Origin of the sequence: Algoriella sp. (assembly GCF_036647415.1) — a bacterium.
Lineage (GTDB): Bacteria > Bacteroidota > Bacteroidia > Flavobacteriales > Weeksellaceae > Empedobacter.
Window position 1 is genome coordinate 1 of sequence record NZ_JAVXKG010000058.1, and the last position, 11,045, is coordinate 11,045.

Genomic DNA, 11,045 nt, shown 5'->3' on the forward strand with positions numbered 1-11,045 from the left:
AAATACCAAAATCGACTCCGTTTGTATCTTTACGCGAAACCCAGCGCAAAAACATGTATAAACAGTTAATTAGGGTAGAGTATAAATTTAATTCTTTGATGTATATTTGTTAGATGAAATTTGATGAATTAAAAGAATATTTAGACTTTAAATCAGATCAATACAACACCCCAAATTTTATTGAGTCCGATCCAATACAAATTCCTCATAGATTTAAGATCAAAGAGGATATTGAGATAAGTGGTTTTTTAGCATCAACCATTGCATGGGGTAATCGAAAAATGATTATCAATAGTGCGAGTAAAATGATGGATGCTATGGGAAATAATCCATTTGATTTTGTAATGAATGCGACGGACGATCAAATAGAAAGTGTTGAAAATATTGTTCATAGAACTTTTAACACAGAAGATTTTAAGTATTTTATTCAATCACTTCAAAATATTTATTCAAATCATGGTGGATTGGAAAAAGTGTTTTCTACTAACACTTCAATCAGTCTTCAAAATAGAATATCAGAATTCAAAAAGATCTTTTTTGAATTAGATCACCCTCTTCGAACAACCAAACACATATCAGATCCATTAAAGGGATCATCTTCGAAAAGGTTGAATATGTACCTTCGTTGGCTTACAAGAAATGACGAAAAGGGAGTAGATTTTGGTATTTGGAAATCTATTTCACCATCAGAATTATCTTGTCCTTTGGATGTTCATTCTGGCAATGTAGCTCGAACTTTAGGTATTTTAAACCGAAAGCAAAACGATCAAAAAGCATTGATTGAATTGGACGAAGCATTACGAAAATTCGATCCAACAGATCCTGTTAAATATGATTTTGCTTTATTTGGCTTGGGTGTTTTTGAAGGAATTAAATAGATTTAATAATTAGATCATTAATATTTATCATTTCTTTCACCAATAATTCGAGGTAAAATTCTATAGTCGTTAAAGCTATGCGGATAAAAGTAAACCTCTCCAAATTCATTAGCGTTCCATTCATCCGTCTCATAAAAACATTTAACCACTTGAATTGGGTAATTATCTTGGTACATATAATCAATTGGTGCATCAAGCACATAGTCAAACCAATCAAATGTTTCCTTTAAATGGTTGAAATAATCTAATGCTGACGTAAGACTTTTAAACAACATTGGATTGTTAATAGTTCCATAGCGGTAAAAAGGATCAATAAATTTTTTATCTGTTTCATCTTCATTTATCGAGTGTATAATTGGTGTGCGTATAATTTTATATTTCGTTTTCATCTGTATATATAAAGGTTAATGGTACAACTGTTTCACCATAACGGGTGGAATAGTAATTCTTTTTCAGGTATTTCTTAAAACCGAATTGGTTGTGTATTCTATCGAAGTTTATTTTCTTTCCGTTGGGAATATTAGAGTTTAAATCATTCTGTTGTACAAGTCTCAAAAGTAAAATAGATACGATGACTACTATTTCATCAGGATCACCGTTTAAACCAATGTGAACATGATGATAATTTTCATTATCTTTTTCTACCATGTAAAACATATCGTTTCTATTTAAGCGGAATATTTCATGAGCTATGTGGGTATAGTAACTGACATCGTATGATCCACCATCAACATGATTCAAATTGCAACCATCTTTAAAATTCATGGTGATTTCAAACTCATAATCAATCTTTCGATCGTGTATTGAGGTTTTGATGCTCTTTTCTTTTGTTTTTTGATTTGGTTTCTTATGATTTCTTTGTCTTTTAAAATAGTCCAAATATTCGTAATTTATTGTCCATCCTGACGTGTTTTTAAACTTTTTAAAACATACAATGTCTTCAACATTAGGGTTTAGTACAGATAGTTTTTTTGTATCTTTTATTCTTCTTTTGATTTGATCCATACTTAGATCTATAATATTTCGATCTAAGAAAAAGCTTATTGGTAAATATATTCTGTTCATTACTTATTACTTATAATATGCCCATTAATGATAACAATATTGCTACAAAAATGGGTTTGATTATAAATAGTGTATAAATGATAAAAAGATGAATTGAACGTAAAATATTTTTATAGAATATTTTTAAAATTTTGATTTTCAATAAAATACAAACAAAAATATATTTGTATTTTTCTCTAATTAAGCTATAGGTATTTTCTTATGCCACCCTTAGATTTAATATTCGGTATAATTTTTAATCAAAGGTTTTAGTTACCAACCAATATTTCATAAGACTATATTAACAATATAACACACACTATGAGTTAGTTCTAACGGTTTATTGTTTAAGCGATGGTTGTTACCAAAAGAGAAAAAAATTAAAAAATTTTTTTAATCAACTTGGGTGTATTCCGACCTAACGGGAGGGGAGACAGGGATTAACAGGATACGTGCGAGGGAGGACGGATGGTGGTAAAAAATGAGATAAAATCTCCATTTAACATTGGTTATCTTGCCTCAATTCAAACATTTGTATCGATAGGTTAAGTAACAACGTATAAATAAATTGCAAAATACAAACTATGTGAATTAGGCTTAAAAAGAAAAAGGTAGGAAATTTCCCTACCTGTATTTAATAACCAATCTGTCCGACACCGTCACATGCTCTACAAATTTCTGTTTCTTTTTGTCCTGTTGCAGGATTGAGAAATATTGTAACTCCCTCACCTGAACAGTTAAAACATAGTTTATTTTCGTAAATTTTTCCGTCATTACCTCTTACATAATCGTTATGATTTTGAACACCATTTTTATATATCTTGCTGTAATTGGACTCATCTTTATAAACCTGCTGTTCAATCAGTTGTTCTTTGTTAGAATTTTGAACATTTTCATTATATCCAAGGTTTTCAGCATTATTTTGATTGGTTGCTGTTGTATGAAGCTCTTTAACTTTTTCCACCGCTGATTTGGTTGATTTAAGATTTCTGCTTAAAGCAGGTAATTCAACTCCTGTCATACCTATTAAACAGAGTATTAAACCAAATAAGCATAATCCAATTCCTATTTTCTTCATCCGAACTTATTATTTATCGTTTAACTCTATTCTTTAGTGTTTGAACTTCACGTTTTAAAGAATCTATTTCCTTCTTATTGTTTTCGTTATCAACAGTTATGGGTTTGGTCGTTTTTATCTTTTCAATAATTTCTTTACCATTTTTCTTGTATGATAGTTGATACCAAGCAAAACCTGATAAAACCACTACGATAACAATTATTAAATTTGCTGTTTTTGTATTCATTGTAGTTGTAAAATTTGATTAATTATTTGGATTAAAAGGTCCCAGGTCAAAAGTGTACATCAAGTACAGTATATTGATTGAGTTAATTATAGCACCTGTTAGCCTCAAACCTTTACCTGTAAGGTTTTGGTTGTCCTTAAGACGGTAGTACGAAATAATGGACGATATGAAGCAAATTGGCACAAACAAAAGAGGTAAGTACATGAAACCAATCAGTGCTGTTGCAAATGTAACAACCGCCCAAATATCGGTTGATTTCTTTTCTGAATCATTAAGAAAATTTGATGAAAATGACTTTGCTGAAACAGAATCTGTTTGAATGATAGATATAATTATTGGATTGTCTACATTGTAAAAACGCACTAAAATATCTGTTGCTTCTAACTCATCTTTGTTATCCAAGTTTACAACCATTTCATCCACGATTCCCTTAGTGGAAAATCTAATTTTATATAACGGCATATTAGTTAGATTTGGTTAGTGAATAATTTTCAACATTAATTACACTCCCGTCATCTCCGAAGTAAGTATACTTCACGGTAATTGCATTTGTCCCTGTTTTATTTACCTTAATATTAGTATCCAAGAAGCCTTCATAATAATGGTATTCAGCTTCATAATAATTGTCCGTTTTAGTCTTGTCGTAAAATTTTGATTTATTATTGTTGATTGTTTGTTGCCAACTGTTATGTAAGAATTTCCATGATCCACCGTCGGCATCAGAATATTGAATATCGTCTGATGTAAATGTAAATTGGTCGTTGTTGGAATTTTTCCAAGTACCTTGAACCCAATCGGGTGGATTTACATTGTAAGAAGAATTTTGATTTTGTTGTGATTCATCGTCCGACGAACATGAAACAAAAGTTGTTGAGGTTGAAAATACAACCAAAGAAATAAGTGTGATTTTTTTAAACATATTATTTTTATTAAGAATAGATGATTTGTTTAAAAAGTAGCATTAGTTGCAACTTTAACAAAACTATCATATATGATTGATATGAAGCAAATTTAAAAAATTTCCTTTACAAACAATCATTTATGATATTAAAATGGATAAAGAAGAAGTTTTTAAAATAGTTGGTGGAAAAATACGTGAAGAAAGGTTACGTCAAAATATTACTATTACTGAATTTGCTGATCGTTTAGATATAGAATATAATAATTTAATAAGAATTGAAAAAGGGCGGACAAATCCAACTTTAGGTACTCTTTATAATATATGTAAAAATCTCAAAATACCCCTAAAGCAAATTATGGATTTCAAAGAATAAATATTTATATATTTGCGAATTACCAATAAATAAATTTAATTTTAATAACCAATATGGAAACTTCCCTTAAAAAGATAAAACAAAAACTTATAGAAATTAAACCTCTTTTAGAATTGAATTATTCAAGACAACTTCTTTCAAATGGTGTTCCTTATTATGATCTTAACGAACTACAATTATTAAGACAAGGTATTAATAGTATTGAAAAATTGGGTTTGTTTAGTAATTTAGTTCAAGACCTGTATAATTCAGCTTTGTTCAATAACTCTAACTTAAAATTACGCGTTAATAGTGAGGAATTTGCATCGATAGAATCAAATATTAGCATATTAATAAGTTTGATTGAGAATTTTATTTCAGTTTTGGAAAAGACAACACCAACTGAAAGTACTGATTCAATCAATATCAAATTACCACCCGTTGAAGATTTTGATGATTTATCAAAAGTATCACGTGAAATTCATTTAGCTCTAACGCAAGTTATATTGCAAGATGAAATAGGAGGACATACTAAAATAGTAAGTGTTGAAAATGGTTCGATTTGGATAAATGTATTTGTTGGATCAACAGCTGTGAGCGTGATAGCAAGTATTGTTTGGTCGGCTGCGGTTATACACAAGAAAATTCTTGAAGGTAGAATTTTAGAAGAGCAGTTGAGAGGCTTAAAAGTAAAAAATGATAGCTTAGAAGATATCTTATCAGCTCAAAAAGCTGAGACTCAGATTTTGCTAACAGCCGAAGCAAATTTTGTTTCTTCGGAGAACTTTTCAAAAAACGAACCTGAAAATATTGAAAAGCTTAAGAATTTCATTTCAATATTTGCTGATTTAATTTCAAAAGGGGCAGAAATAAAACCTGCACTTATGGCTCCTGAAGAAGGATCCAATTTGTTCCCTGACACCACTAAAATTATTTCGTTGGAATCACGGATGAAGAAGCTTTCAAATTAAAATTTGAAATACTTCTTATAATATTATACAATAACTTAACTGAGTGTAAAAACCAACATTTTTTTAATGTTGGTTTTTCTCATTTTTATTATAAAGAAACTATCTTATTTTTTGCTTATTCCATGAAAATATATAATGTATAGATTTGTCATACCTTAAAATTAGTACAGTGCTATATTTTTTGGAGTTTCATGTAACAATTTAAAACTATAGATGAAGTTAGCACAAACCAACACAAAAAATGTATTGGTTTTTTACATGCTTATATATACTAAAATAAATACCCTAATTATGATACATTTTATTTTTTTACTATATTTGTCAAAATAACTGTTTGCCATGAAAGCAAAATACATAAGAGTATCCACCAACAACCAAAATATTGATCGTCAGGAAAAGACAGATGCGGATAAAATATACGTTGATAAGATAAGTGGCATTGTTGAGTTCAACCAACGACCGCAAGCAAAGAGTCTTATCAAAGACATTCTTAATGGCAAGATTAACGAGGTAGAAATACATTCAATAGATCGCTTGGGACGTAATCACTATGATATTGCTACAACACTGAAATTTCTTGAAGATAATCAAGTAAATGTTATCATCACCAATTTAGGTATAACTTCACTAATCAACGGTAAGAAAAATCCTGTCTTTAATTTAATAGCTAATATCTTGGGAATTCTCTCCGAACAAGAACGTGAAAATCTTCGTGAAAGACAGATGGAGGGCATTCACATTGCAAAACTTAAAGGTGTTTATAAAGGACGTACAAATGGTTCAACAGAAACGACCGAAGATTTTCTCAAAAAATATAAAACTGTAATTAAAGATTTGAGTAAAGAAAAATATTCACTTCGAGAAATTGCTAAATTGAATTCTGTATCTTTAGCTACAGTCCAAAAGGTTAAAAAGTTAACGAAAGAAAATATTTAAGTATGTCTGCAACCAATTCAGAGAGATTAATAACAGAAATAAACTCAAATATATTTTTTAAAGAATTTACATTTAGTAAGAATGACTTTAAAGAATTGGATAACAAACAGAAATTAGAATTTGCAGATAATGTTGTTTGGCTTGATAATCTCTTTTTTATTTACCAAATAAAGGAAAAAGAAGCCAATTCATCAGAACAAACTAAATGGTTTGAAAATAAAGTATTAAATAAAGCTGTAAAACAAATAAAATCAACTATAAAATATATTTCAACATATCCCGAAATATATATTGAAAATGAAAAAGGACATAGGTTGAATATTTTACAAGCTAAGGAAAATCTTAAAATAAGAAAAATTATAATTTATAATCCTGATGTTGATTTTCCTGACCAAAAAAGAACTCAAAAATTCTACGAAAGTACTGATGTTGGACTAATTCACCTTTTTCATACAGAGGATTATTATTGGATATGTAAATTTCTTATTACCCCTGCTGAAATAGATGAGTATTTAAGTTTTCGTGAAAGACTATTTTTATTTAATAAAGAAGTAAGTAATTCCCTCCCTGAACAATATTTTCTTGGACACTTTTTTGAAACATTAGAGACAGATCATTTCAACGCTTCTTATATAAATAATGTTAAAAATTTCAAAGAGAATGAAGAGGATTTTGATATTTCACAAATTATTAAAAATTTCAATAAAAATATCAAACTTATTAATTATCAAACAGAATATTATCCAATAATTCAAGAACTCGCCAAACTAAATCGCTCTGAATTAATTGAATTCAAAAAAAGATTGGTTTTATCAATACAGAAATGTGAAGAAGAAGATTATATTATTCCCTATAGAATCTATATTCCCGCAACTGATTGCGGTTTTGTTTTTATACCATTACATTCAACCAAAGCACATAATTGGAAAATTGCCTTGCATAATTTAACAATGGCTCATAAATATGAGAGTAAATCACAAAAGTGTGTTGGTGTAATAATTTTCAGAGATCAAAAACAAAAGGAATATTACGAATTTTTTTGGGGATTTTTGGATTTTGATTGGCAGTATGATGAAACACTTGATAAAGAACTGCGAGAAAATTTTCCATTCAGGAAATCTAAAGTTCAACAAGTTCAAAACAGATATAAAAAATTATAGATCAGATTGACCAATGAAAAGATTAGCAATATACTGTAGAATTTCAAATTTAAAATCAGGTCTTGAAGATTACTCTATTAAGACACAATTGGAAGCAGGAATCCAATTTGCAGGTAATGAGTGGGATACCGAAACCTATATTGATGAAGGTATAACAGGTACGAGCAGTAATCGGAAATCATTTAATGACCTTCTTAAAGATGCGAAAAAGAAAAAAATTGATGCTATTTATTGTTATGACCAATCAAGACTTGAAAGAGATTTAGACATTTGGAAGCTGATAGAAAATACTTGTATATCGTATTCCATTGATTTATATATTGGTGGGAAGCTATTTGATTTTAATGATCCAACTAATAAAATGAATGGGCGAATGGTGTCTACTTTTAATAGTTATTATGCTGAAATTACATCTTTAAAAGTAAGACAAGCTAATAAATTAAAAGTTAAAGAAAACAAAACTCATGGACAAAAACCGTATGGTTTTACAAGAGACGAAAAAAACTTTTATAAAGTAATAGATGAAGAAGCCCAAATTGTTAAAGAAATATTCGATTTCGCATTGCAGGGTATTGGTGCATTTACAATAGCAAATAAGTTAAATGCAAAAAAAATAAAACCTCGTTCAGCCAAAATATGGCATTCATCTGTCATTGGTGGAATTTTAGAAAATCCCATTTATATAGGTAAAAGAATTTACAAAACTACTGTAAGTAGATTTAATAATGCTATTGATGAGATAATAGAAAATGAATTAGAACATAAGATAATTTCTGAGGAAGTATTTGAAAAGGTTCAAAAAATTAGATCCAACAATAAATATGCAGGCAGAAATAATAAATACAAATATTTGCTAAATGGAATTCTATTTTGCCCCTATTGCGGAAGTGAGGTAACAGGACGATATAAAATGAGTGCAGGTGAAAATAATTATAAATGTAAGAATTTTCATAAGCATTATAATGAATTATCATGTAAAGAAGCATTCGGAGTTCATATTCCAAAAGTTGACACCTTCATTGTCAATTTATTATTTAAAACTTTCTTACTTGATTTTACAGTTGTAGAATCTTTAAAAAAAAGTGAAGATTTAACCATACTTGATAACAATTTAAAAGTACAACAGAACAATTTAAAAAGTTTAAATAAAAAAGTAAACCTTTTATTAAATAAGTTTGAAAGTGAGGAAGATGAGGATAACGATTTTGTTGTCGAAAGAATAAGAAAATACAATCGGCAGATTAAAGAACTAAAGCAAAGTATTGAGGAAACAACTATATATATAGAAAAGAAAAGGTCAAATTATGAACTCAATAAAACTGAAAAATTACTTAATGAATATTTTGATGATATTGATTTCGAAAGACTTAAGGTACTAATCTCTGAATTAGTTGAAAAAATTGTTGTAGTAAAAAACACAGATAAATCAAAATTTGCTTTTGAAATCAAATTACGAAATTTCGATCATAAGCTTATGTATGTTGCCGACAAGCAATTAAAAACGTTTGAACTCTACAAACTTAAATCTGAAGAACAGCGTGAGATATTTGAAAACAACTTTATTAGTTATTTCAACCGATTCACTTCTGAAGAGAAAAAAAAGTTTAGAGAAAAATATTTTGGTTCTTATTTAAATAGTATTAAATATGAAGGGAATCAAACTGCACAAATCACTATATCTAATTCAGATGATGAAGATGAATTTTACAAAAACAATTCTGTTGATTATTTAGATGACGAAACACTATTTGATGAAGTTACTGATAATATTTTGGTCAAATCGTTATATGAAAAACTATCAATTCAATTAGATACTAAAAATCTTATTAGATTTTACCCAATCCCACCACGCAAAAAAAATATATAATTAATCGCAGTTTATTTACAGTACAATTGTATTGGTTATATTTTATGCTACCCTAATTAACCGTATAAACATATTTATTCTTTTGGAAGAAGATCCTTTCAACGGATCTGATATATGTTTGGTAGTTCTAAGCGGATGATCTAATTCAAAAAAGATCTGTTTAAATTCAGATATTCTGTTTTGTAGATTGATTGAATTATTTGCTGAAAACACGTTTTCTAATCCACCGTGATTATTGTAAATATTCCTAAGCGATTTAATAAAGTACCGAAAATCTTCTGAATTAAACGTTCTGTGAACAATGTTATCAATCGCGTCAATCTGATTATTTGTGGCATTCATAACAAAATCATAAGGATTATTTCCCATGGCATCCATCATTTTGGTAGCACTGTTAATAATCATTTTTCGATTTCCCCAAGCAATTGTAGCTGCTAAAAAACCACTGATTTCAATGTCTTCTTTTATCTTATATCGATGCGGAATCTGTATAGGATCGCTTTCTATAAAATTGGGATTGTTGTACTGATCTGCTTTAAAATCAAGATAATCTTTTAGTTCTTCGAAATTCATTCTACAAAAATACAGAAGTTTTTGCTTAGGCTTCTATATAAAACCTTAACAAAAATTTCTTCTTAACCAATTTTAACTGCCAAACCTTCATTTGTTTGTAAATGCAACATATAGGTACCTACTACTAAATTTTCAACCTTTAATTGAATATTCGTTTCATTACTAAATGTTTTATTTTTAATTTCTTTACCTACTATATCATAAACCGTAACGTTTTCAACATACAAATTATCGGTATTAGTTATGGTCTGGTACATCAATAACTTGTTTCCACTTATAAGGCGGGCTATTGTATAATGTTTTTACTTCAGGATACTTGTTGATCATCTATATGTGATACTCCTCTATTCCACTACAATATCCAACGGTGAAAAATAGTTACTAGGATGAGTATCTATACCCAATCCTTTTAATAAAAAACGGGATTACCTTCATTAAAATGTTGGTTTGGTACTATAATCCTGCCTCTGCATTTTCATCTTTAATGTTATCAAACACACTCTCGTTTGTATATGCTATAAAGGGTAAGGCAATTCCCCCCCCCGCAACAAAATTTTTGTAAATTTCATCCTAAATAATTATTTTTTAATTAGATTAATTTTAAATATTTAAAATAATGATAATACAAAATATTAATTGAAATAAAAATCCTTTAAAAAAAAAGCCTCCAAAAAGTTATACACTATTTGGAGGCATTTTTATGGAAACGCTTTTTATATAATCATTTCAGTCTTTAAATCTAATTTTAATTACTCCAGCCGCCACCTAATGCTCTATAAACTGCAACCGTTGTTTTTAACTGCTGCATTTTGGTTTCAACCAATTCAAACTTAGCTTCTAAAGCCTCACGCTGTGTAAGCAAAACTTCCATATAATCTGCTCGAGCGGATTTAAACAAATCGTTTGAAATAGTAACAGACTGTGTCAACGCATCAACTTCCTGCGTTTTTAAATCGTATGTATTTTGCAGATTATTAATTTTTGACAGCTGATTTGCAACTTCAATATAAGCCTTTAAAATTGTCTGTTCATACTTGTAAACAGCCTGAATCTGCTTGG

At 28.9% G+C, this 11,045-nt stretch carries 14 protein-coding genes and 1 pseudogene; 6 read left to right on the forward strand and 9 right to left on the reverse strand.

The features are described 5' to 3' along the window. Positions 1 to 113 precede the first annotated feature (113 nt). Complete coding sequence (locus tag RSC72_RS15370; RefSeq protein WP_332578645.1) at positions 114 to 878, forward strand: TIGR02757 family protein; 765 nt, start codon at positions 114 to 116, stop codon at positions 876 to 878. Positions 879 to 895: 17 nt separating this feature from the next. Here RSC72_RS15370 and RSC72_RS15375 read toward each other — a convergent pair whose 3' ends face one another. The 6 genes from RSC72_RS15375 to RSC72_RS15400 all read right to left on the reverse strand — a co-directional run bounded on the left by RSC72_RS15375 (position 896) and on the right by RSC72_RS15400 (position 4,145). Then, positions 896 to 1,267: a hypothetical protein gene (locus RSC72_RS15375; RefSeq protein ID WP_332578646.1), complete on the reverse strand. Its 372-nt coding sequence runs from the start codon at positions 1,265 to 1,267 to the stop codon at positions 896 to 898. Further along, a complete protein-coding gene (locus RSC72_RS15380; RefSeq protein ID WP_332578647.1) occupies positions 1,251 to 1,883 on the reverse strand; it encodes a hypothetical protein in 633 nt (210 codons plus the stop codon). The genes RSC72_RS15375 and RSC72_RS15380 overlap by 17 nt, the downstream gene beginning before the upstream one ends. A 673-nt stretch (positions 1,884 to 2,556) precedes the next feature. Then, positions 2,557 to 3,000, reverse strand: a complete 444-nt coding sequence (locus RSC72_RS15385) for a hypothetical protein (protein ID WP_332578648.1) — start codon at positions 2,998 to 3,000, stop codon at positions 2,557 to 2,559. A 13-nt stretch (positions 3,001 to 3,013) separates the two neighbouring features. After that, on the reverse strand, positions 3,014 to 3,226 hold the full coding sequence (locus tag RSC72_RS15390) for a hypothetical protein (protein WP_332578649.1): 213 nt from the start codon (positions 3,224 to 3,226) through the stop codon (positions 3,014 to 3,016). A gap of 18 nt (positions 3,227 to 3,244) precedes the next feature. After that, positions 3,245 to 3,640, reverse strand: a complete 396-nt coding sequence (locus tag RSC72_RS15395; RefSeq protein ID WP_332578650.1) for a hypothetical protein — start codon at positions 3,638 to 3,640, stop codon at positions 3,245 to 3,247. Positions 3,641 to 3,689: 49 nt separating this feature from the next. Further along, positions 3,690 to 4,145 (reverse strand): hypothetical protein, encoded by a 456-nt coding sequence (locus tag RSC72_RS15400; protein WP_332578651.1) that lies wholly within the window; start codon positions 4,143 to 4,145, stop codon positions 3,690 to 3,692. Positions 4,146 to 4,278: 133 nt separating this feature from the next. Between RSC72_RS15400 and RSC72_RS15405 the strand changes: the two genes are divergently transcribed. The 5 genes from RSC72_RS15405 (at position 4,279) to RSC72_RS15425 (ending at position 9,413) form a co-directional block, all read left to right on the forward strand. After that, positions 4,279 to 4,500 (forward strand): helix-turn-helix domain-containing protein, encoded by a 222-nt coding sequence (locus tag RSC72_RS15405; RefSeq protein WP_332578652.1) that lies wholly within the window; start codon positions 4,279 to 4,281, stop codon positions 4,498 to 4,500. A 53-nt stretch (positions 4,501 to 4,553) separates the two neighbouring features. Next, positions 4,554 to 5,450 (forward strand): hypothetical protein, encoded by an 897-nt coding sequence (locus tag RSC72_RS15410; protein ID WP_332578653.1) that lies wholly within the window; start codon positions 4,554 to 4,556, stop codon positions 5,448 to 5,450. Positions 5,451 to 5,789: 339 nt separating this feature from the next. After that, positions 5,790 to 6,386, forward strand: a complete 597-nt coding sequence (locus RSC72_RS15415; RefSeq protein WP_332578654.1) for a recombinase family protein — start codon at positions 5,790 to 5,792, stop codon at positions 6,384 to 6,386. A 2-nt stretch (positions 6,387 to 6,388) separates the two neighbouring features. Continuing rightward, complete coding sequence (locus RSC72_RS15420) at positions 6,389 to 7,546, forward strand: hypothetical protein (RefSeq protein ID WP_332578655.1); 1,158 nt, start codon at positions 6,389 to 6,391, stop codon at positions 7,544 to 7,546. Between the two features lie 13 nt (positions 7,547 to 7,559). Then, entirely contained in the window at positions 7,560 to 9,413 is a 1,854-nt protein-coding gene (locus tag RSC72_RS15425; protein ID WP_332578656.1) for a recombinase family protein, read from the forward strand. A gap of 60 nt (positions 9,414 to 9,473) precedes the next feature. Here RSC72_RS15425 and RSC72_RS15430 read toward each other — a convergent pair. From RSC72_RS15430 to RSC72_RS15440, 3 genes and pseudogenes are all read right to left on the reverse strand, one after another. After that, positions 9,474 to 9,986 (reverse strand): annotated as a pseudogene (locus RSC72_RS15430) (DUF2400 domain-containing protein); the annotation flags it as partial. Positions 9,987 to 10,048: 62 nt separating this feature from the next. Next, entirely contained in the window at positions 10,049 to 10,243 is a 195-nt protein-coding gene (locus tag RSC72_RS15435; RefSeq protein ID WP_332578657.1) for a T9SS type A sorting domain-containing protein, read from the reverse strand. 488 nt (positions 10,244 to 10,731) lie between these two features. Then, positions 10,732 to 11,045 (reverse strand): TolC family protein (locus RSC72_RS15440; RefSeq protein ID WP_332578658.1); only part of this gene is annotated, 314 nt, incomplete at its 5' end.

What these genes read in the sequence shown, in the direction of transcription:
- RSC72_RS15370 (WP_332578645.1), top strand. Translation starts at nt 114, where the DNA reads ATGAAATTTGATGAATTAAAAGAATATTTAGACTTTAAATCAGATCAA.
- RSC72_RS15390 (WP_332578649.1), bottom strand. Translation starts at nt 3,226, where the DNA reads ATGAATACAAAAACAGCAAATTTAATAATTGTTATCGTAGTGGTTTTA.
- RSC72_RS15385 (WP_332578648.1), bottom strand. Translation starts at nt 3,000, where the DNA reads ATGAAGAAAATAGGAATTGGATTATGCTTATTTGGTTTAATACTCTGT.
- RSC72_RS15425 (WP_332578656.1), top strand. Translation starts at nt 7,560, where the DNA reads ATGAAAAGATTAGCAATATACTGTAGAATTTCAAATTTAAAATCAGGT.
- RSC72_RS15395 (WP_332578650.1), bottom strand. Translation starts at nt 3,640, where the DNA reads ATGGTTGTAAACTTGGATAACAAAGATGAGTTAGAAGCAACAGATATT.
- RSC72_RS15420 (WP_332578655.1), top strand. Translation starts at nt 6,389, where the DNA reads ATGTCTGCAACCAATTCAGAGAGATTAATAACAGAAATAAACTCAAAT.
- RSC72_RS15435 (WP_332578657.1), bottom strand. Translation starts at nt 10,243, where the DNA reads ATGTACCAGACCATAACTAATACCGATAATTTGTATGTTGAAAACGTT.
- RSC72_RS15410 (WP_332578653.1), top strand. Translation starts at nt 4,554, where the DNA reads ATGGAAACTTCCCTTAAAAAGATAAAACAAAAACTTATAGAAATTAAA.
- RSC72_RS15415 (WP_332578654.1), top strand. Translation starts at nt 5,790, where the DNA reads ATGAAAGCAAAATACATAAGAGTATCCACCAACAACCAAAATATTGAT.
- RSC72_RS15400 (WP_332578651.1), bottom strand. Translation starts at nt 4,145, where the DNA reads ATGTTTAAAAAAATCACACTTATTTCTTTGGTTGTATTTTCAACCTCA.
- RSC72_RS15380 (WP_332578647.1), bottom strand. Translation starts at nt 1,883, where the DNA reads ATGGATCAAATCAAAAGAAGAATAAAAGATACAAAAAAACTATCTGTA.
- RSC72_RS15405 (WP_332578652.1), top strand. Translation starts at nt 4,279, where the DNA reads ATGGATAAAGAAGAAGTTTTTAAAATAGTTGGTGGAAAAATACGTGAA.
- RSC72_RS15375 (WP_332578646.1), bottom strand. Translation starts at nt 1,267, where the DNA reads ATGAAAACGAAATATAAAATTATACGCACACCAATTATACACTCGATA.